The organism is Kineococcus siccus, from assembly GCF_009906795.1.
In the GTDB taxonomy this organism is placed as follows: Bacteria; Actinomycetota; Actinomycetes; order Actinomycetales; family Kineococcaceae; genus Kineococcus; species Kineococcus siccus.
The window spans coordinates 1-18,989 of record NZ_JAAALN010000010.1; the positions used below are offsets into that span (position 1 = coordinate 1).

At 75.1% G+C, this 18,989-nt stretch carries 22 protein-coding genes; 7 read left to right on the top strand and 15 right to left on the bottom strand.

Annotated elements, in window-relative coordinates; genetic code table 11:
- The 4 genes from hemC to GTR02_RS02745 form a co-directional block, all read right to left on the bottom strand.
- Positions 1-886, bottom strand: an 886-nt coding sequence (gene hemC / locus GTR02_RS02730) for a hydroxymethylbilane synthase (protein ID WP_166605946.1), incomplete at its 3' end; no start/stop codon positions are given.
- Entirely contained in the window at positions 883-2,208 is a 1,326-nt protein-coding gene (locus GTR02_RS02735) for a glutamyl-tRNA reductase (RefSeq protein ID WP_166605947.1), read from the bottom strand. The genes GTR02_RS02735 and hemC, both read right to left, overlap by 4 nt.
- Complete coding sequence (locus tag GTR02_RS02740; RefSeq protein WP_166605948.1) at positions 2,209-2,859, bottom strand: redox-sensing transcriptional repressor Rex; 651 nt, start codon at positions 2,857-2,859, stop codon at positions 2,209-2,211. It lies immediately after the preceding gene.
- A 240-nt stretch (positions 2,860-3,099) separates the two neighbouring features.
- Positions 3,100-3,381 (bottom strand): glutaredoxin family protein, encoded by a 282-nt coding sequence (locus GTR02_RS02745; RefSeq protein WP_166605949.1) that lies wholly within the window; start codon positions 3,379-3,381, stop codon positions 3,100-3,102.
- 35 nt (positions 3,382-3,416) lie between these two features.
- On the opposite strand from GTR02_RS02745, the gene GTR02_RS02750 reads away from it, so the two are divergent.
- Positions 3,417-4,196, top strand: a complete 780-nt coding sequence (locus GTR02_RS02750; protein ID WP_205708517.1) for an HAD family hydrolase — start codon at positions 3,417-3,419, stop codon at positions 4,194-4,196.
- Between the two features lie 36 nt (positions 4,197-4,232).
- Here the strand turns inward: GTR02_RS02750 and GTR02_RS02755 are convergent, their stop codons facing one another.
- The 6 genes from GTR02_RS02755 to GTR02_RS02780 form a co-directional block, all read right to left on the bottom strand.
- Entirely contained in the window at positions 4,233-4,331 is a 99-nt protein-coding gene (locus GTR02_RS02755) for a 30S ribosomal protein bS22 (protein WP_012085056.1), read from the bottom strand.
- 40 nt (positions 4,332-4,371) lie between these two features.
- Positions 4,372-4,572 carry a helix-turn-helix domain-containing protein gene (locus GTR02_RS02760; RefSeq protein ID WP_166605951.1) on the bottom strand — a complete coding sequence of 67 codons (201 nt, stop codon included), beginning with the start codon at positions 4,570-4,572 and terminating at the stop codon, positions 4,372-4,374.
- Positions 4,573-4,709: 137 nt separating this feature from the next.
- Positions 4,710-5,825, bottom strand: a complete 1,116-nt coding sequence (locus GTR02_RS02765; RefSeq protein WP_166605990.1) for an acetoin utilization protein AcuC — start codon at positions 5,823-5,825, stop codon at positions 4,710-4,712.
- A gap of 88 nt (positions 5,826-5,913) precedes the next feature.
- Positions 5,914-6,717 carry a pyrroline-5-carboxylate reductase gene (gene proC / locus GTR02_RS02770; RefSeq protein ID WP_166605952.1) on the bottom strand — a complete coding sequence of 268 codons (804 nt, stop codon included), beginning with the start codon at positions 6,715-6,717 and terminating at the stop codon, positions 5,914-5,916.
- Positions 6,714-7,523 (bottom strand): sugar phosphate isomerase/epimerase family protein, encoded by an 810-nt coding sequence (locus tag GTR02_RS02775; RefSeq protein WP_166605953.1) that lies wholly within the window; start codon positions 7,521-7,523, stop codon positions 6,714-6,716. The genes proC and GTR02_RS02775 overlap by 4 nt, the downstream gene beginning before the upstream one ends.
- A gap of 10 nt (positions 7,524-7,533) precedes the next feature.
- A complete protein-coding gene (locus GTR02_RS02780) occupies positions 7,534-8,496 on the bottom strand; it encodes a Ppx/GppA phosphatase family protein (protein WP_166605954.1) in 963 nt (320 codons plus the stop codon).
- 35 nt (positions 8,497-8,531) lie between these two features.
- Between GTR02_RS02780 and GTR02_RS02785 the strand changes: the two genes are divergently transcribed.
- The 5 genes from GTR02_RS02785 to disA all read left to right on the top strand — a co-directional run bounded on the left by GTR02_RS02785 (position 8,532) and on the right by disA (position 12,983).
- On the top strand, positions 8,532-9,326 hold the full coding sequence (locus GTR02_RS02785) for a DUF3109 family protein (protein WP_166605955.1): 795 nt from the start codon (positions 8,532-8,534) through the stop codon (positions 9,324-9,326).
- The gene (locus tag GTR02_RS02790; protein WP_166605956.1) at positions 9,323-10,012 is read left to right on the top strand and encodes a methyltransferase domain-containing protein; all 690 of its coding nucleotides are present in this window, start codon (positions 9,323-9,325) and stop codon (positions 10,010-10,012) included. Before GTR02_RS02785 ends, GTR02_RS02790 begins: the two co-directional genes overlap by 4 nt.
- A gap of 7 nt (positions 10,013-10,019) precedes the next feature.
- Positions 10,020-10,385, top strand: a complete 366-nt coding sequence (locus GTR02_RS02795; RefSeq protein WP_166605957.1) for a hypothetical protein — start codon at positions 10,020-10,022, stop codon at positions 10,383-10,385.
- Between the two features lie 35 nt (positions 10,386-10,420).
- Entirely contained in the window at positions 10,421-11,803 is a 1,383-nt protein-coding gene (gene radA, locus GTR02_RS02800) for a DNA repair protein RadA (RefSeq protein ID WP_166605958.1), read from the top strand.
- A 94-nt stretch (positions 11,804-11,897) separates the two neighbouring features.
- Positions 11,898-12,983: a DNA integrity scanning diadenylate cyclase DisA gene (gene disA / locus GTR02_RS02805; RefSeq protein WP_166605959.1), complete on the top strand. Its 1,086-nt coding sequence runs from the start codon at positions 11,898-11,900 to the stop codon at positions 12,981-12,983.
- Positions 12,984-13,004: 21 nt separating this feature from the next.
- Here disA and GTR02_RS02810 read toward each other — a convergent pair whose 3' ends face one another.
- Complete coding sequence (locus GTR02_RS02810; RefSeq protein ID WP_166605960.1) at positions 13,005-13,703, bottom strand: hypothetical protein; 699 nt, start codon at positions 13,701-13,703, stop codon at positions 13,005-13,007.
- A 100-nt stretch (positions 13,704-13,803) separates the two neighbouring features.
- On the opposite strand from GTR02_RS02810, the gene GTR02_RS02815 reads away from it, so the two are divergent.
- Complete coding sequence (locus tag GTR02_RS02815; protein WP_420814682.1) at positions 13,804-14,697, top strand: HhH-GPD family protein; 894 nt, start codon at positions 13,804-13,806, stop codon at positions 14,695-14,697.
- Positions 14,698-14,706: 9 nt separating this feature from the next.
- Here the strand turns inward: GTR02_RS02815 and arfB are convergent, their stop codons facing one another.
- The 4 genes from arfB to GTR02_RS02835 form a co-directional block, all read right to left on the bottom strand.
- Complete coding sequence (gene arfB / locus GTR02_RS02820; RefSeq protein ID WP_205708527.1) at positions 14,707-15,120, bottom strand: alternative ribosome rescue aminoacyl-tRNA hydrolase ArfB; 414 nt, start codon at positions 15,118-15,120, stop codon at positions 14,707-14,709.
- A 1-nt stretch (position 15,121) separates the two neighbouring features.
- Entirely contained in the window at positions 15,122-15,646 is a 525-nt protein-coding gene (locus GTR02_RS02825; RefSeq protein WP_166605963.1) for a gluconokinase, read from the bottom strand.
- Positions 15,643-16,185 carry an amino-acid N-acetyltransferase gene (locus GTR02_RS02830; protein ID WP_338073543.1) on the bottom strand — a complete coding sequence of 181 codons (543 nt, stop codon included), beginning with the start codon at positions 16,183-16,185 and terminating at the stop codon, positions 15,643-15,645. The genes GTR02_RS02825 and GTR02_RS02830 overlap by 4 nt, the downstream gene beginning before the upstream one ends.
- Positions 16,186-16,275: 90 nt before the next feature.
- Positions 16,276-18,783 (bottom strand): ATP-dependent Clp protease ATP-binding subunit, encoded by a 2,508-nt coding sequence (locus GTR02_RS02835; RefSeq protein ID WP_166605965.1) that lies wholly within the window; start codon positions 18,781-18,783, stop codon positions 16,276-16,278.
- Positions 18,784-18,989: the final 206 nt, after the last annotated feature.

Below are 18,989 nucleotides of genomic sequence, written 5' to 3' on the forward strand. Positions count from 1 at the left end.
CGTCCGGTCCCGTCGCCGACGAGGCCGCCGCGAGGCGGGAGGCCAGCGCCACCGCGGCGGCCTCGTCGGCGACGGGACCGGACGTGGTGCGGCGCACGAGGCCGTCGAGGCCGCCGACCGCCACCACGAGGGTGAGCACGCCGCCGGAGCTCGTGGCGTGGGCGCCGACGGGCGCGGAGCAGCCCGCCTCGAGGGCGCCGAGGACGCGGCGCTCGGCGGCGATCGCGAGCCGGTCCGCGGGGGACTCCAGCGCCGCCAGCGCGGTGCGCACCTCGGTGTCGCCCGCCCGGCACTCCAGCGCCAGCGCGCCCTGCCCCGGCGCCGGGACGAACCCCGCCGGGTCGAGCAGCTCGCTGGCCTCGCCGAGGCGGCCGAGGCGGTTCAGGCCCGCGGCGGCGAGGACGACGCCGTCGAGGCGGCCGTCGCCGACCATCCGCAGCCGCGTGTCGACGTTGCCGCGGACCGCGACGACGTCGAGGTCGGGGCGCACGTCCAGCAGGAGCGCGCGGCGGCGCGGCGACCCCGTCCCGACCCTCGCGCCGGCCGGCAGCTCGGCGAGCGTGCGCCCCGCGGCCACGAGGACGTCGCGCGGGTCCTCGCGCTGCGGCACCGCGGCCAGCACGAGGCCGGCGGCGGGCGCGGTCGGCAGGTCCTTGAGGGAGTGCACGGCGAGGTCGACGGTGCCGGCCAGCAGCGCGTCGCGCAGCGCGGACACGAACACGCCCGTCCCGCCGATCACCGCGAGCGGCTCCTTGGAGACGTCGCCGTGCGTCGTGATCTCGACGAGCTCGACCTCGTGGCCGGTGCGTCGCAGCGCGTCCGCCGCCCACCCGCTCTGCGTCGTGGCGAGCAGGCTGCGCCGCGTGCCGAGCCGCAGCGGCCTCACGGCAGCCTGCCCACGGCGTCGGCGACGGTGCCCGACAGCGGCGCCTCGCCCACGCGCGCCCCGCCGCCGACCTCGAGGTCGAACAGCGCGCGCAGCGCGGCCGCGTAGCCGACGCCGCCGGGGGCCTCGGCGAGCTCCTTCACGCGCACGGTCGGCGTGTGCAGCAGCTTCTCCACGATCCGGTGCACCGTGCGGTCGACCTCGGCCCGGACCTGCGGCGACAGGTCCGCCCGCTGGTCCAGGCGGCGCATCTCGGTCTCCACGACGTGCCGGGCCTGCGCGCGCAGCGCCACCACCGTCGGCGCGACGTCGGCCGCGCGCAGCGACGCGGCGTGCGCCGCGAGCTCCTCCGCGACGATCCCGCGCACCGCCCGCAGGTCGGCCGCGACGCCCGTGCCCGCGAGGTCCCGGCCCAGGCCCTCGAGGTCGACGAGGTGCGCGCCCGGCAGCGTCGCGACGTCCGGGTCGACGTCGCGGGGCAGCGCCAGGTCGGCGAGGAACAGCGGCTGCTGCGGGCGGGTCAGCAGCGCGCTCGCGACGACGGCCACGTCCAGGACGTGCCCGACGGCGCCCGTGCAGCTGAGGACCAGGTCCGCGGCGGCCACCTCGGCGCGCAGGGCGTCGAGCCCCACGGCCCGGCCGCCGACGGCCGCGGCGAGGCGCTGCGCGCGCTCGGGCGTGCGGTTGGCGACGACGACCTCGGCGGGCTGCAGGCGCGCGAGCGTCGTGGCGACCAGCGCGCTCATCGCGCCCGCGCCGACGACGAGGACGCGGCGGCCCTGCACCGGGCCGAGCACGGACTCCGCGCGCGCGACGGCCGCGTCGACGAGGGAGGCCCCCGCGGCGTCCAGGCCCGTCTCGGCGTGCGCGCGCTTGCCGACCCGCAGCGCCGCCTGCAGCAGCCGGTCCAGGGTGCCGCCGGCCCCGCCGCCGCGCTGGAGGTCGTGCAGGGAGCCGCGCAGCTGGCCGAGGATCTGGCTCTCGCCCACGGCCATCGAGTCCAGCCCGCAGGCGACCCGGAAGAGGTGCTCGACGCCCGCGTCGTCGTAGTGGACGTAGAGCTGGTCGCCCAGCTCCTCCAGCGGCACGCCGATGCGGCGGGCCAGCGCGTCGCCCACGTCGGCCACGCCGCCGTGGAAGCGGGTCACCTCGCAGTACAGCTCGACGCGGTTGCAGGTGGAGAGGACGAACGCCTCCTCCACGTGGGGCGACGCGGTGATCTCGGCGACCGCCGCAGCCGCCGACGCGGCGTCGAACGCCGCGCGCTCGAGGACCTCCAGGCCCGCGGTGCGGTGGGACAGGCCCACGACCATGAGCGTCACTCAGACCACCTCCCCGACCCGGACGTGCGCCTTGCGCTGCGCGTGGAAGGCGAGGATCTGCAGCTCCGACGCCAGGTCCACCTTGCGCACGTCGACGTGGTCGGGCACGCGGATCACCGTCGGCGCGAAGTTCAGGACGCTCGTGACCCCGGCCGCGACGAGGCGGTCGCACACGCCCTGCGCGACGCCCGCGGGCACCGTGAGCACGGCGATCGTCGCGCCGCCCTCGCGCACGGTCGCCTCGAGGTCGTCCAGGGGCCGCACGCGCAGCCCGCTGACGACCTCGCCGACCACGGTGGGGTCGACGTCGAAGAGGCCGACCACGCTGAAGCCACGCGAGGCGAAGCCGCCGTAGCCCGCGAGCGCGTGCCCGAGGTTGCCGATGCCGACGATCACGACGCGCCAGCTGGACGTCAGCCCCAGGCGGTCGGCGATGTGCTGGTGCAGCTCACCGACCTCGTAGCCGACGCCGCGGGTGCCGTAGCTGCCGAGGTAGGAGAGGTCCTTGCGCAGCTTCGCGGAGCCGACGCCGGCCGCCTCCGCGAGCGCCTCGGAGGACACGGTCCGCAGGCCCGCCTCGGCCAGGGCGGACAGCGCGCGGAGGTACTGCGGCAGGCGCGAGACGGTCGCCTCGGGGACCTCGACGGGCATCGGCACAGCGGACTCGCAGGGACCGAGGTCGGCGAGGTCGTCCCCCGCCCCCGGACGGTTGCGCCCGGGGCGCAGGCGCGCGCTTCTCACCACGTCGTCGTCCACTGCGGTCAGACCTGACACCCTCTTCGGAGCGGTACCTGCTTCGTGCGACGTCCAGCGTAAGCGTTTGTGAAGGCACGCACAAAGTCGTCGGGGCCCGGCGTGACGAGGGTCTCGCACGGTGTCTGAGCTGCCCGTTCACCCGCGACGGCGGCGCCACCAGCGGCGGCCCGCGAGGGCCTCGGCCAGGCGCTGCTCGTCGAGGCGCCCGAAGTCGGTCTCGGCCCCGTCCACGAGCACGACGGGCACGCGGTCGGAGTAGCGCCGCAACAGCTCCGGGTCAGCGTCGACGTCGACCTCGGCGAAGCGCTCCCCCGCCCGCTCGACCACGCGCCGCACGACCTCGCGGGCGTCGTCGCACAGGTGGCACCCCGCCCGGGAGACCAGCTGCACCCGGGTGACCCCGTCGTCGTGCTCCACGCGTCTCCCCCGGTCCGCCGCCTATGGTGGCGAGCATGCCTCAGCCGGCCGAGGCCGCCTTCTTCGACCTGGACAACACCATGGTCCGCGGTGCCTCGCTGTACTACCTCGCCCGCGGGCTGCACGCCCGCCACTTCTTCTCCCGCCGGGAGCTGCAACTGTTCGCGCGGCGCTCGCTGCACTTCGCGCTGCGCGGGGAGAACCTGGGCCACCTCGTCGAGGTGCGCGAGCTCGCGCTGGCGCTCGTCGCGGGGCACCGGACGGCGGACCTGCGGGCCATCGGTGAGGAGGTCTACGACGAGTACGTCGGGGCGAAGGTCCGCCCGGGCACGCAGGCCCTCGCCTCGCGGCACCTGGCCGCGGGCGTCCCCGTGTGGCTCGTGACCGCCGCGCCCGTGGAGCTGGCCGACGTCATCGCCCGCCGGCTCGGCCTGACGGGGGCGCTCGGGACCGTCGCCGAGAACGTCGACGGCACCTACACCGGCCGCCTCATCGGCGAGCCGTTGCACGGCGAGGCGAAGGCGCGCGCCGTGCGCGACCTCGCGGCCCGCCGCGGCCTGGACCTGGCGCGCTGCGCGGCCTACTCCGACTCCGCTAACGACCTGCCCCTGCTGTCGATGGTGGGGCAGCCCGTGGCGGTCAACCCGGACGCGACGCTGCGCCGGCACGCCGCCGCGCACGGCTGGCCCGTGCACGAGTTCCGCCACTGGCGCACCGCGGCGCGCTGGACCGCGCGCCTGGGGACCGCCGGCCTCGCCGGTGCGGCGGCCGTGTCCCTCGTGGGCCTCGTGCAACGACGCAGCGGGCGCCCCTGAGTGCAGGGACGCCCGCTGGGCCGAGCTGGGGTCAGCTCACTTCTTGTTGCGACGCTGGTGGCGCGTGCGGCGAAGCAGCTTCCGGTGCTTCTTCTTCGCCATGCGCTTGCGACGCTTCTTGATGACAGAGCCCACGGGGGTCCTCGCTCACTTCGACGGCTGATCGCGGAGGAGTCTACGCGGTGTCGATGAACGACTGGCGCAGGTAGTCGTGGACCGCCCCCTCGGGGACGCGGAAGGACCGCCCGACGCGCACCGCGGGGAGGTCCCCGTTGTGCACGAGCCGGTACACCGTCATCTTCGACACGCGCATCATCGACGCCACCTCGGCCACGGTCAGGAACCGGACGTTGGACAGCGGGTGGTCCTCAGGCATCCCCACAGCACCCTTCACGTCGCGCGCGCAGGGCGCGTCCGGAGACCACTGTAGGGGTCCGAGTGACGTCTGTGGAAGATCTCAGCTACCACTCAATTACCGAGAGTGACAGCACGAGGAGTGACCGCGCGTCGCGCTCAGTCGAAGTCGGGGTCGAGCCCGTGCAGCGGGAAGGCCGCCCGCCGCGTGGCCAGCACCGCGCGGTCGAGCGCCGACTCCGGGTCGTAGCCGGACTCCCAGCCGGTGAAGGCCGCGTCGCGACCGTCCGTCATGCGCGGCGGGGCCGCGTGACCGGTCAGCTGCCGGGCGTGCTCCAGCCAGGCCGCGGGCACGGGCGTCGCGGGGTCCAGCGGCCGGTGCGAGGCGATCGCGACCAGGTGGGCCCACGTGCGCGGGACGACGTCGACGACCTCGTAGCCGCCTCCGCCCAGGGCCAGCCAGCGGCCGCCGGCCGCGGAGTGCGCCAGCTCGTGCATCGACTCCGACGCCCGGCGCTGCGCGTCCACCGAGACCGTGAGGTGCCCCAGCGGGTCCAGGTCGTGGGTGTCGCAGCCGTGCTGCGTCACCAGGACGTCCGGCGCGAAGGAGGTGACCAGCTGCGGCACGACGGCGTGCAGCGCCCGCAGCCAGCCGGCGTCGCCCAGCCCGGCCGGGAGCGCGAGGTTCACCGCGCCGCCCAGCGCGCCGGGCCCGCCCAGCTCGTCGGCGTACCCCGTGCCCGGGAAGAGGGTCGTGCCCGACTCGTGGACGCTCACCGTCAGCACCCGCGGGTCGTCCCAGAAGGCCGCCTCGGTGCCGTCGCCGTGGTGCACGTCGAGGTCGACGTAGGCGATGCGCTGCGCACCGGCGTCGAGCATGGCGCGCATCGCCACGGCGGCGTCGTTGTAGACGCAGAAGCCGCTCGCGCAGCCCGGCTTGGCGTGGTGCATGCCGCCGCAGAAGTTCACCCCGTGCGGCACCTCGCCCGCCAGCACGGCGCGCGCCAGGTCGACCGTGCCGCCCACGATCCGGGCCGCCGCGTCGTGCATGCCGGGGAAGGCGGGGTCGTCGTCGGTCCCGAGGCCGTAGTCCGCGCGGGCCTGCCGGGGATCGGCCGAGGCCGCCCGCACGGCCTCGACGTAGGCCTCCTCGTGGACCGTCGTGAGCAGCGCGTCGTCGGCGGGCTGCGCCGAGACGACCGAGAGGCCCGGCACGTCGAAGAGACCCAGCTCGGTGCACAGCCGCGCCGTCAGGTCGAGCCGGACGGGCGCCATGGGGTGCCAGCGCCCGAAGTCGTAGCGGTTGAAGACCGGGTCCCACACCACGCGGACCTGCTCCGCCGCCGCGGTCGACGCGCTCACGTCAGCTCCCCGACAGCTGCCGGGACCGGGCCCAGGCGGCCTCGACCGCGGAGACCAGCGCGGCCCGGACCCCGGAGGAGTCCAGCTGCCGTAGCGCCGCCGCCGTCGTGCCGGCCGGGGACGTCACCTGCTCGCGCAGCACCGTGGGGTGCTGGCCCGTCTCGCGCAGCATGGCGCCCGCACCGACGACGGTCTGCACGACGAGCTCGGTGGCCGTGGCGCGCGGCAGCCCGAGCAGGACCCCGGCCTCGACCATGGCCTCGACGACGTAGAAGACGTACGCGGGGCCCGAGCCCGACAGCGCCGTGACGGCGTCGAGGTGCTTCTCGGCCAGCACGGCGGTGCGCCCGCACGAGCGCAGCAGGGACTCGGCGAGCGCGAGGTCCTCGGCGCCGCACGCGCTGCCCGGCGCCAGCGCCGCCATGCCCTCGTCGACCAGCGACGGCGTGTTGGGCATGACCCGCACGACCGCGGTGCCCGGGCGCAGCCGGGCCTCCAGGAAGGCCGTCGTGGTGCCCGCCGCCAGCGACACCACGAGCGCGTCCGGCGCCAGGTGGCCGGCGAGCGCGTCCAGGAGGTCGCCCATGTCCTGCGGCTTCACCGCCAGCACCACGGTGGACGCGGCGGCCGTGGCGGCGACGTCGGCGACCACGCGCACGCCGAAGCGCGCGTGCAGCTCCTCGCCCCGGCCGGTGCGCCGGTCCACGACCACGACGCTGCCGGGGTCGCGGCCCGCGCGCAGCAGCCCGCCGAGCAGCGTCTGGCCCATGACCCCCGCCCCGACCAGCGCGAGGGTGTCGCTCACGCGGCGCCCCCGGGCGCCGCGGCCATCGCGAGGTGCGTGCGCGCGAAGGCCAGGGCCGCCGCGAGCTCGGCCTCGCGCTCGGCGCGACCGCGGGCCCGGCGGGTGTTGACCTCCATGACGACGGCCCCGTCGAAGCCCGTGCCGGCCAGGTGCTGGAGGACCTCGGCGCACGGCTGGGACCCCTCGCCGGGGACCAGGTGCTCGTCCTTGATCGAGCCCGAGCCGTCGCACAGGTGCAGGTGGGCGAGGCGGTCGCCGAACGCGCGGGCCAGGGCCAGCGCGTCCAGGCCCGACGTCGCGGCGTGGGAGATGTCCAGCGTCAGGTGCTCGTAGTCGTGGTCGGTCGGGTCCCAGCCGGGCGCATACGCGACGACCTCGCGACCGCGCGCGCGCCACGGGAACATGTTCTCCACCGCGAGCGTCACCCCGGTGCGCTGCTCGAGCGCCCGGATGCCGTCCACGAAGCCGGAGGCGTAGTCGCGCTGCCAGCGGAACGGCGGGTGCACGACGACCGTGCGCGCGCCCAGGCCGGCGGCCAGCTCGCAGGACTTCTCGACCTTGCCCCACGGGTCACCGCGGCCCCAGATGCGCTGCGTCAGCAGCAGCGTCGGTGCGTGGATCGACAGCACGGGCAGGCCGAAGTGCTCGACGAGGCGCTGGATGGCCACGCCGTCCTGGCTCACCGGGTCGGTCCACACCATGACCTCGAGGCCGTCGTAGCCGAGACGGGAGGCGATCTCGAAGGCGGCGGTCGTGGACTCGGGGTAGGAGCACGAGGTCGAGAGGCCTACCGGGATGGGACCCATGCCCCCCACGCTAGACCGCGTCGAGCACGCCGCTCGTCGCGGCGGGCGCGGCGATGGCGTCGAAGCGGCGCAGGATGATCCCCTCGCGCAGCGCCCAGGGGCAGATCAGCGCCTCGGCGACGCCGAGCAGCTCGAGGGTGGCCTCGGCGACGAGCGCCCCCGCGAGCAGCTGGGGAGCGCGCTCCTCGCTGACGCCCGGCAGCCGCCGGCGGCCGGCCAGGTCCATCTCCGCGAGGCGCGGCACCCAGGGCACCAGCTCGTCGAGGCGCAGCACGCGGCGCTCCTGCGGACCGGCCGCGCTGGGGGCGGCTCCCGTCAGGCGCGCGAGGCTGCGCAGCGTCTTGCTGGTGGCGACCACGAGGTCCGCCGGGCCGCCGCGGGTCACCTCGCGCACGCAGCCGGCGACCTGGCGGCGCACGTGGCGGCGGGTCTCGCGGACCTCGTCGGCCGACGGCGGGTCGCCCCGCAGCCGGTCCCGCGTGAGGCGTCCCGCGCCCAGCGGCAGCGAGACCGCGGTGTCCGGGACCTCGTCCAGGCCCGTCGCGATCTCGAGCGAGCCGCCGCCGATGTCCAGGACGAGCAGCCGGCCGGCGGACCAGCCGAACCAGCGGCGCACGGCCAGGAAGGTCAGGTCGGCCTCGGCCTGGCCCGGCAGGACCTGCAGGCGCACGCCCGTGCTCGCCGCGACGTGGTCGAGGACCGCGTCGCCGTTCGCCGCCTCGCGCACCGCCGACGTGGCGAAGGCGAGCACCTCCTCCGCCCCCGCGTCCTCCGCGGCGCGGACCGCGTCCGCGACCGCCTCGGTCAGCGCCTCGACGCCGCTCGCGTCGATCGCCCCGTCCGCGTCCAGGTGCTCGGCCAGGCGCAGCAGCCGCTTGGTGGAGCTGGCGGGCAGCGGCCGGGCGCCGGGGTGGGCGTCGACCACGAGGAGGTGGACCGTGTTGGAGCCCACGTCGAGAACGCCCAGCCGCATGCCGCGACCGTACTGGACGTCCTACCGTGGGCCGCGTGAGCGTCGAGACCCCCCTGGACGGTCCGCGGCTGTGGATCGAGTTCCCCGACCCGGAGGACTCCGGTGACGCCCCGGACACCGTGTACCGCTGCGACCTGACCTGGCTGACGTCGGACTGGTCCTGCATCTTCGGCAACGGCTGCCCCGGCATCTACGCCGACAGCGTCAACGTCGGCTGCTGCAGCCTCGGGGCGCACTTCACCGAGCCCGCGGACGAGAAGCGGGTCCGGGCCGCGGTCAAGCGGCTGACGCCCGCGACGTGGCAGCACCACGCGACCGGCCGCAAGGCCGCCGGCGGCTGGATCGAGGTCGAGGACGGCGCGCGCAAGACGCGGGTCGTCGACGGCGGCTGCATCTTCGCCAACCGGCAGGGCTTCGCGGGCGGCGCGGGCTGCGCCCTGCACGTGCTCGCGGTCGCCGAGGGCGTCGACCCGCTGACGCTGAAGCCCGACGTGTGCTGGCAGCTGCCCCTCAAGCGCGGCTACCGGACCGTGACGCGCGGCGACGGCACCACCTACCTCGAGGTCAGCATCTCCGAGTACGACCGGCGCGGCTGGGGCGAGGGCGGGCACGACCTGGACTGGTACTGCACGGGCAACCCCGCCGCGCACGTGGGCACGCGGCCGGTGTTCCGCAGCATGGCGGCCGAGCTGCGCGAGCTCATCGGCGACGCCCCCTACGAGGAGCTCGCCCGGCACTGCGAGGCCCTCGTCGCCCGCTCCGCCGGCGCCTCGGCGCACCGCCGGTTGCTGCCGCTGACCGTGCACCCCGCGGACCGCCCGCGCGTGTGAAGGGCGTCGTCCCGAGCCCCAACGTGTGGGGCTCCCCGGCCGTGTACGAGCTGGAGAACCGCGCCGTCGACCGCCCGCAGCGGCTCGAGGCGGCCGTGCGCGCCGTGCACGACTGGGCGGGCCTGGACGTCCTCGACGTGGGCTGCGGCACGGGGTTCCACCTGCCGCGCTTCGCCGTGGACGCGGCCTCGGTGACGGGCGTCGAGCCGCACCCGCCGCTCGTGCAGCTGGCGCGGCGGCGCACGGCGGGCCTGCCGGGCGTGCGGGTGCTGGCCGGCTCGGCCGAGGAGCTGCCGCTGCCCGACGCGAGCGTCGACGTCGTGCACGCGCGGTGGGCGTACTTCTTCGGCCCGGGCTGCGAACCCGGCCTCGCGGAGCTGGACCGCGTGCTGCGCCGCGGCGGGACGGCCTTCGTCATCGACAACGACGCCTCGCGCTCGACGTTCGGGGCGTGGTTCCGCCGGTCGCTGCCGGCGTGGGACCAGCGCGCCGTCGACCGGTTCTTCGCGCGCCGCGGCTGGGCGGCCGAGCGGCTCACCGTGCACTGGGAGTTCGAGGACCGGGCGAACTTCGAGGCCGTCGTCCGGATCGAGTTCGCCCCCCGGCTGGCCGCGCAGCTGCTGGCCGAGCACCCCGGCACGTCGGTCGACTACGCGGTGGTGCTGCGGTGGCGGAAGCGTGGATGATGGGGGCATGAGCCACGCGCACACGAGCAACGCCCCCGCGGAGGGCCAGCGCGCGCTGGCCCCCATGCGCAAGCTGCAGCCGAACAAGGGCGTCGTGGTCGCGCTCCTCATCTGGCTCGTCGGCCTGCTGCTCGCGGGGGTCGTGCCGCTCATCCTGCTGGGCGCCAACCCGTACGAGGCCGCCAGCACGGCCATGATCGTCACGGCGCTGAGCTTCACGCTCGCGGGCTGCCTGGTGATGGTCTTCTCGGCGTACCTGCTCTACCGCAAGACCAACAGCATCGGCGCGGCCATCCTCGCCTTCGTGCCCAGCTTCACCCTGGCCACGCTCGGCATGCTCATGACGACGATGAAGGCGCTCTACGGCACCTGAGCCGGCTGTCGCACGCGGCGTCTAGCGTCGGGGCCATGCCCGCGAAGAGCCCCTCCCGCCCCGTCCGGCCCGCCTACGCGTGCGCGGAGTGCGGCTGGCAGACGGCCAAGTGGGCCGGGCGCTGCGGGGAGTGCCAGGCGTGGGGCACCGTCGCCGAGCTCGGCTCCCCCGTCGTGCGGACGACCGCCCCCGCGCACGTGCGCGAGCCGGCCCGCCCCATCGCCGAGGTGGACGTCGAGGCCGCGCGGGCCGCGCCCACGGGCGTCGAGGAGTTCGACCGCGTCCTCGGCGGCGGCCTCGTCCCCGGGGCCGTCGTCCTCATGGCCGGGGAGCCGGGCGTCGGCAAGTCCACCCTGCTGCTGGACGCCGCGTCGCGCGTGGCCTCCAGCGGGCGCACCGTCCTCTACGTCACGGCCGAGGAGTCGGCCGCCCAGGTCCGCCTGCGCGCCGAGCGCATCGGGGCGCTGCGGCCGCGGCTGCTGCTGACGGCGGAGACGGACCTGGCCACGGTGCTCGGCCACGTGGAGCACTCCGCCCCCGACCTCCTCGTCGTCGACTCGGTGCAGACGGTCGCCTCGGGGGCGGTCGAGGGCGCCGCGGGCGGCGTGACCCAGGTCCGCGAGGTCGCGGGCGCGCTGATCGCCGCGGCCAAGCGCCGCGGCATGTCCACGCTGCTCGTCGGCCACGTCACGAAGGACGGCTCGATCGCCGGCCCCCGCACGCTCGAGCACCTGGTCGACGTGGTGTGCCAGTTCGAGGGCGAGCGGCACTCCCGCCTGCGGCTGCTGCGGGCCGTGAAGAACCGCTACGGCCCGACCGACGAGGTGGGCTGCTTCGACCTGTCCGAGGACGGCATCGCCGGGCTGCCCGACCCGAGCATGCTCTTCGTCTCCGCCACCCCCGAACCGGTGCCGGGGACCTGCATCACGGTCACGCTCGAGGGCCGGCGGCCGCTGCTGGCCGAGCTGCAGGCGCTGGTGGCCGGCGAGCCCGCGCCGGGCAGCGCGCGGCGCGTGACGAGCGGGCTGGAGGCGAGCCGGATCGCCATGGTCCTGGCCGTCCTGCAGCGCCGGCTGGGCCTGAAGATCGCCGACCGGGACACCTACGTCGCGACCGTCGGCGGGGTGAAGCTGACCGAGCCCTCGGTCGACCTCGCGGTCGCCCTGGCCGTCGCGAGCGCCAGCGTCGACGAGCCGCTGCCCGCGGGTCTCGTCGCGGTCGGGGAGGTCGGGCTGGCCGGGGAGGTGCGCAGCGTCTCGGGCGTGCCCCGCCGGCTGGCGGAGGCCGCGCGCCTGGGTTTCACCTCGGCCGTCGTGCCCGCGGGCTCGGTGCCGACGGGCAAGGCCCCGGCGGGGATCCGGGTGCACGAGGCCGCGAGCCTGGCCGACGCCGTGCGCCACGCCCGGCTGGTGCGCTGACCCGCCTGCGCTGCGGCACAGGGCTAGACTTCGCCCGACCACGCACCAGAGAACCGATCGGCCGCGAGCGGCCCTCGTCCGCGAGGAGGGCACGGTGGCGACCGCAGACCGCACGCCCGAGGACCTGCTCCGGGCCACCCTCGCGGTGCTCGCCCCGGGCACCGAGCTGCGGGACGGCCTCGAGCGGATCCTGCGCGGCCGCACCGGCGCCCTCATCGTGCTGGGCTTCGACCGCACGGTGGACGGGCTGTCGACGGGCGGGTTCAGCCTCGACGTGGAGTTCTCCGCCACCCGGCTGCGCGAGCTCGCCAAGATGGACGGCGCCATCGTGTGCGACCGCGACGTCTCCCGCATCCTCCGCGCCGCCGTGCAGCTGGTCCCCGACTCCTCCATCGAGACGTCGGAGTCGGGCACCCGGCACCGCACCGCCGAGCGCGTGGCCAAGCAGACCGGGTACCCGGTCATCTCCGTCTCGCAGTCCATGCGCATCGTCGCGGTCTACATCGGGGCCCGCCGCTACGTGCTGGAGGGTTCCGACGCCATCCTCGGCCGCGCGAACCAGGCCCTGGCCACCCTCGAGCGCTACCGCGCGCGGCTGGACGAGGTCACCGGGACGCTCTCCGCGCTGGAGATCGAGGACCTGGTCACGGTCCGCGACGTCTGCTCGGTCGTGCAGCGCATCGAGATGGTGCGCCGGATCGCCGACGAGATCTCCGGCTACGTCGTCGAGCTCGGCGTCGACGGCCGCCTGCTCTCCCTGCAGCTCGACGAGCTGATCGGGGGCGTCGGCCCCGACCGCGAGCTCGTGGTGCGCGACTACTTCGAGTCCACGCGCCACGAGGGCCCGCTCGACGTGGTCCTCGAGGACCTCGCCAACCTGCACTCCACCGACCTCGTCGACCTCACGCAGGTCGCCCGCGTGCTGGGGTTCACGGTCGGCGGGGACTCCCTCGACTCCGCCGTCAGCCCGCGTGGCTTCCGCCTGCTCAACCGCGTCCCGCGCCTGCCGGGCGCCATCGTCGAGCGGCTCGTCGACCAGTTCGGGGACCTGCAGAAGCTGCTGGCCGCGAGCATCGACGACCTGATGACGGTCGACGGCGTGGGCGAGCAGCGGGCCCGGGCCGTCCGCGAGGGGCTCAGCCGCCTCGCCGAGTCGAGCATCCTCGAGCGCTACGTCTGACCCGGCCACCGCGGCCGGAGGTCAGCGCGTGAGGGAGAAGCTGGCCCTCGGCAGCGGCACGTCGCCCCAGGCCCCGCTCACGGTGTAGGTCCCCGGCTCGACCGCCGGCAGGCCCGTCGGGCAGCCGGGCGCGGAGCGCTGCAGGCTCCACTTCTGCGTCATCACGGTGGTGTCGGAGTCGTCGCCCTGCTCCACGCCCGAGGCCAGCAGCGGCACGGTCGTCGCGGCGGCCGACGGCGAGCAGTCGGCGGAGGACCACACCTGCGCGCCCGCGGCGTCGGTGACCACGAGGGTCCGCGTGCCCGCACCGACCCGCGCGTCGCACGGGAACCCCGCGGTGTTGCGGACGATGACCTTCAGCTGCGGGTTGACGTTCGGCCCGTACACGGGCACGTCGGTCGTCGTCGTCACCTCCAGCTGGCCCGGGGTGCAGGCCACGGGGGTCCCCGCGACCGGAGCGCCGGACGTCGACGGGGTCGGCGGGGTCGGCGTGGCCGCCCCGGTCGGCGAGCCCGTGGGCGAGGCCGCGACGGTGGGCGACACACCCGCGGGGTCGATGACGGCCCGGCCCGCGGGCTGCGCCCCGGCGTCGGAGCCGAGGCTGCGGACGAGGACGGTGACCCCGGCGACGAGGGCGAGCAGGACGAGGACGACCACGAGGCGGCGTCGCCAGTAGGTCGCCCGGCGCTCGGGCCCGACGGGGTGCAGCATGCTGCTCACCCGGCGAACCGTAGGCGGCTGGGCACGCGCTGTGGGGAAGGCGCGCCGCGGGTGTCGGCCTGCGGCGCAAGGCATCACCGACCGTGCATCGTCGAGCACGCTGCGGTCCTCGTGGGACCATCGGGGGGTGCTCGACGCCGTCCTGGACTGGTACGCCGCGAACGCCCGCGACCTGCCGTGGCGCGACGCGGAGTGCTCCCCGTGGGGCGTGCTGGTCAGCGAGGTGATGCTGCAGCAGACGCCCGTGGCGCGCGTGCTGCCGCAGTGGGAGGCCTGGTTGCGGCGGTGGCCCACGGCCCCCGACCTCGCCGCCGACGCCCCCGGCGAGGCCGTCCGCGCGTGGGGGCGGCTCGGGTACCCGCGCCGCGCGCTGCGGCTGCACGCCGCGGCGGTCGCGATCACGGAGCGGCACGACGGCCGGGTGCCGTCCGAGCACGCCGACCTGCTCGCGCTGCCCGGCGTGGGCGCCTACACCGCGGCGGCGGTCGCGGCCTTCGCCTTCCGCGCGCGGCACGCGGTGGTCGACACCAACGTTCGCCGGGTGCACGCCCGCGCGGTCACGGGCGCGGCCAAACCGGCGCCGGCCCTGACCAGCGCCGAGACGCGGCTGGCGGCGGACCTGCTCCCCGCCGACCCCGAGACGTCCGCGCGCTGGGGCGTCGCGGTCATGGAGCTGGGGGCGCTGGTCTGCACCGCCCGGGCGCCGCGCTGCCCGCTCTGCCCGCTGCTGGCGGAGTGCGCGTGGGTGCTCGCGGGCCGCCCGGCCCACGACGGCCCCGCCCGGCGGGCGCAGGCGTGGGCGGGCACCGACCGGCAGGTGCGGGGACGGCTGCTCGCGGTGCTGCGCGAGGCGCCCGGCCCCGTCGGCGCCGACGAGCTCGCCGCGGCCTGGACCACCGATCCCGTCCAGCGCGGCCGGTGCCTGGACGGCCTCGTCGCCGACGGCCTCGTGCAGCCGCGGCCCGGCGGCCGCTTCGCCCTGCCGGGGACCTGACGCGCCGCCTCAGTCGTCGGTGCTGCGGCGCAGCCGCTTGACGTCGCCGCGGGCGCGCTTGCCCGCCAGCCGGCGGCGCTGCGAGCCCCGCGTGGGCCGCGTCGGGCGGCGCGCCGGCGGGTCCGGCGCGACGGCGGCCGCGAGCAGCTCGCTCATCCGCTGGGCGGCCGCCGCGCGGTTGCGCAGCTGGGCGCGGTGCTCGGACGCCACCACGGTGACGACGCCGTCGACGAGGCGGCCGGCCAGCCGCTGCAGCGCCCGCTCCCTCAGGTCCTCGGGCAGGGCGGCCGAGCGCGCGACGTCGAAGGACAGCTCGACGCGGGAGTCGGTCGTGTTGACGCCCTGCCCGCCGGGGCCGCCGGCGCGCGAGAAGCGCTCGCGCAGCTCCACCGCGGGGACGGTGAGGCGGCGGTCGACCACCAGGTCACCCTCCACGGTGCGGCCGCAGGTGGCGCAGCACGGCGGCCAGCACCGCGTCCTCGCCGCCCTCGACCGGGACGACGAAGCCCCGCTCGTCGGGCTGCAGGGGCTCGAGCGTCTCGAGCTGGCTGCGCAGCAGGGACGCGGGCATGTAGTGGCCCTCCCGGTGGGCCATCCGCTCGGCGAGCACGGCCGCGGGGACCTCGAGCATGCAGAAGACGACCGACGGGTGGCCGTCGGCGAGCAGGTCGCGGTAGCTGCGCTTGAGGGCCGAGCACGTGATGACCACGCTCTCGCCCAGCGCCTCGCGGTCGCCGATCCAGGTGGCGATGTCACGCAGCCACGGCCAGCGGTCCTCGTCGACGAGAGGGTGGCCCGAGCGCATCTTCTCGACGTTCGCGGGCGGGTGGAAGTCGTCGCCCTCGGAGTACTTCCAGCCCAGCGCCTCGGCGACCCCCGTGGCGACGGTCGTCTTGCCGCTGCCGGAGACACCCATGACGACGACGGTCGTGGTGGGGGGGTTGCTCATGCGTGCTCCTCCTGCGGGCCGGCCGCGGGGACGACCCGCAGCATCCGGGCGTTGCCCAGGGTGTTGGGCTTGACGCGGGCGAGGTCGAGGAACTCCGCGACCCCCTCGTCGTGCGAGCGCAGCATCTCGGCGTAGACGTCGGGGGCCACGGGGGTGCCCTCGATCTCGACGAAGCCGTGCGCGCCGAAGAACCGCGTCTCGAACGTGAGGCAGAACAGCCGGGTCACCCCGAGGTCGTCGGCGCGCCGCAGCAGGGCCTCGAGCAGCCGGTGCCCGACGCCCGTGCCGCGGACGGCCGGGTCGACGGCGAGGGTGCGCACCTCCGCGAGGTCCTCCCACAGCACGTGCACCGCACCGCAGCCCACCACGGCGCCCGCGACCTCGGCGACCACGAACTCCTGGACGGCCTCGTAGAGGGTGATGGTCTCCTTGGCGAGCAGGATGCGCTCCGCCGCGTAGGACTGCACGAGCCGGCGCATCGCGGGCACGTCGGCGGTCCGGGCGGGGCGCACCGTCACGTCGGTCCCGGCGGCACTCACACGCGTGATCCTCCCAGACGCGCAGAGGCCCGGTACCCCGCAGGGGGTACCGGGCCTCTCGTCTCCCGGCGGTCTCACCGGGAGGTCACGTCACTCGGGGTCGACGGCCCCGCTGGCGTCCACCGGCACGGTCACCGGCAGGTCCTCCTTGAGGGTGCCCTCGAAGGTGAACTTCTGGTCGACGCCCTCGCCCTCGGTGCCGACCATGACGATCTGGCCGGGGCGCAGCTCGCCGAAGAGGATCTTCTCGCTGAGCACGTCCTCGACGTCGCGCTGGATGGTCCGGCGCAGCGGCCGGGCCCCCATCACGGGGTCGTAGCCCTTCGTCGCGAGGAGGACCTTGGCCGAGGGGGTCAGCTCGATCCCCATGTCCTTGTCCTTCAGGCGGTCGTCGAGCTTCGCCAGCATGAGGTCGACGATCTGGATGATCTCGTCCTGCGACAGCTGGGGGAAGACGACGATGTCGTCGACGCGGTTGAGGAACTCGGGGCGGAAGTGCTGCTTGAGCTCCTCGTTGACCTTGGACTTCATCCGGTCGTAGTTCGTCTGCGTCCCGCCCGAGGCGGCGAAGCCCGTCGCGACACCCTTGGAGATGTCCCGGGTGCCCAGGTTCGTGGTCATGATGATCACGGTGTTCTTGAAGTCCACCGAGCGGCCCTGGGAGTCGGTCAGGCGACCGTCCTCCAGGATCTGCAGGAGCGAGTTGAAGATGTCCGGGTGGGCCTTCTCGACCTCGTCGAAGAGGACCACGGAGAACGGCTTGCGGCGCACCTTCTCGGTGAGCTGCCCGCCCTCCTCGTAGCCCACGTAGCCGGGGGGCGAGCCGAAGAGCCGCGACACGGTGTGCTTCTCCGAGAACTCGCTCATGTCGAGCTGGATGAGCGCGTCCTCCTCACCGAAGAGGAACTCGGCGAGGGCCTTGGCCAGCTCGGTCTTCCCGACGCCGGTGGGGCCGGCGAAGATGAACGACCCGCCGGGACGCTTGGGGTCCTTGAGCCCCGCCCGGGTGCGGCGGATGGCCTGGGACAGCGCCCGGACCGCGTCGTTCTGGCCGACGATGCGCTGGTGGAGCTCGTCCTCCATCTTCAGCAGACGGGTGGACTCCTCCTCCGTCAGCTTGAAGACCGGGATGCCCGTGGCGGTGGCGAGGACCTCGGCGATCAGGTTCTCGTCGACCTCGGCGATGACGTCCATGTCGCCGGACTTCCACTGCTTCTCGCGCTCGCCCTTCTGCGCCAGGAGCTTCTTCTCCTTGTCGCGCAGCGACGCGGCCTTCTCGAAGTCCTGCGCGTCGATCGCGCTCTCCTTCTCGCGGCGCACGTCGGCGATGCGCTCGTCGAACTCGCGCAGGTCCGGCGGTGCGGTCATGCGGCGGATGCGCAGGCGCGCGCCCGCCTCGTCGATGAGGTCGATCGCCTTGTCGGGCAGGTAGCGGTCGTTGACGTAGCGGTCGGCCAGCGTGGCGGCCGCGACGAGCGCCGCGTCGGTGATCGAGACGCGGTGGTGCGCCTCGTACCGGTCGCGCAGGCCCTTGAGGATCTCGATCGCGTGGGCGAGGTTGGGCTCGGGGACCTGGATGGGCTGGAAGCGCCGCTCCAGGGCCGGGTCCTTCTCGATGTGCTTGCGGAACTCGTCGAGGGTCGTCGCCCCGATGGTCTGCAGCTCCCCGCGCGCCAGCATCGGCTTGAGGATGGAGGCCGCGTCGATGGCGCCCTCGGCGGCACCCGCCCCGACGAGGGTGTGGATCTCGTCGATGAACAGGATGATGTCGCCGCGCGTGCGGATCTCCTTGAGGACCTTGCGCAGCCGCTCCTCGAAGTCACCGCGGTAGCGGCTGCCGGCGACGAGCGCGCCGAGGTCGAGGGTGTAGATCTGCTTGTCCTTGAGCGTCTCGGGCACCTCGCCGCGCACGACGCTCTGGGCCAGGCCCTCGACGACCGCCGTCTTCCCGACGCCGGGCTCGCCGATGAGGATCGGGTTGTTCTTCGTCCGGCGCGACAGCACCTGCATGACGCGCTCGATCTGCGGGTCCCGGCCGATGACCGGGTCGAGCTTGCCCTCGCGGGCCGCCTGCGTCAGGTTGCGGCCGAACTGGTCGAGCACCAGGGAGCCGGACGGGGTGCCCTCCTGGGGCCCACCGGACGTCGCGGGCTCCTTGCCCTGGTAGCCGGACAGCAGCTGGATGACCTGCTGGCGGACCCGGTTGAGGTCGGCTCCGAGCTTCACGAGGACCTGGGCGGCGACGCCCTCGCCCTCGCGGATGAGGCCGAGCAGGATGTGCTCGGTCCCGATGTAGTTGTGCCCCAGCTGCAGCGCTTCGCGCAGCGAGAGCTCCAGGACCTTCTTGGCCCGGGGGGTGAAGGGGATGTGACCCGACGGGGCCTGCTGGCCCTGCCCGATGATCTCCTGGACCTGCTCACGGACGGCGTCCAGCGAGATGCCGAGGGACTCGAGGGCCTTCGCAGCGACGCCTTCGCCCTCGTGGATCAGGCCGAGCAGGATGTGCTCGGTCCCGATGTAGTTGTGGTTGAGCATCCGGGCCTCTTCTTGGGCCAGGACGACGACCCGTCGGGCGCGGTCGGTGAACCTCTCGAACATGCGGCGCTCCTCGCGGGTGGTCGGGTCCAGGGGGCTGTCCCCCAGCGGACCACTCCGATGCTAGACCCGGGCACTGACAGTCTCACTCCCATCGGCTGTCACCGCGAGGTCGTGAGCCGTTCGTGACCCGGTCGTGGGTACCAACCTGCGCCTGCCCGGGGCGATTCCGCCACCGCCGTTCGCTGGTGGCGTAGTGACCGGCCTCG

Excerpts from the sequence above, each read along its gene's own strand:
- GTR02_RS02740 (WP_166605948.1), bottom strand. The coding sequence starts at position 2,859 with ATGCCCGTCGAGGTCCCCGAGGCGACCGTCTCGCGCCTGCCGCAGTAC.
- GTR02_RS02750 (WP_205708517.1), top strand. The coding sequence starts at position 3,417 with ATGCCTCAGCCGGCCGAGGCCGCCTTCTTCGACCTGGACAACACCATG.
- GTR02_RS02760 (WP_166605951.1), bottom strand. The coding sequence starts at position 4,572 with ATGCCTGAGGACCACCCGCTGTCCAACGTCCGGTTCCTGACCGTGGCC.
- GTR02_RS02765 (WP_166605990.1), bottom strand. The coding sequence starts at position 5,825 with ATGGCGCCCGTCCGGCTCGACCTGACGGCGCGGCTGTGCACCGAGCTG.
- GTR02_RS02775 (WP_166605953.1), bottom strand. The coding sequence starts at position 7,523 with ATGGGTCCCATCCCGGTAGGCCTCTCGACCTCGTGCTCCTACCCCGAG.
- GTR02_RS02780 (WP_166605954.1), bottom strand. The coding sequence starts at position 8,496 with ATGCGGCTGGGCGTTCTCGACGTGGGCTCCAACACGGTCCACCTCCTC.
- GTR02_RS02795 (WP_166605957.1), top strand. The coding sequence starts at position 10,020 with ATGAGCCACGCGCACACGAGCAACGCCCCCGCGGAGGGCCAGCGCGCG.
- radA (WP_166605958.1), top strand. The coding sequence starts at position 10,421 with ATGCCCGCGAAGAGCCCCTCCCGCCCCGTCCGGCCCGCCTACGCGTGC.
- GTR02_RS02825 (WP_166605963.1), bottom strand. The coding sequence starts at position 15,646 with ATGAGCAACCCCCCCACCACGACCGTCGTCGTCATGGGTGTCTCCGGC.
- GTR02_RS02835 (WP_166605965.1), bottom strand. The coding sequence starts at position 18,783 with ATGTTCGAGAGGTTCACCGACCGCGCCCGACGGGTCGTCGTCCTGGCC.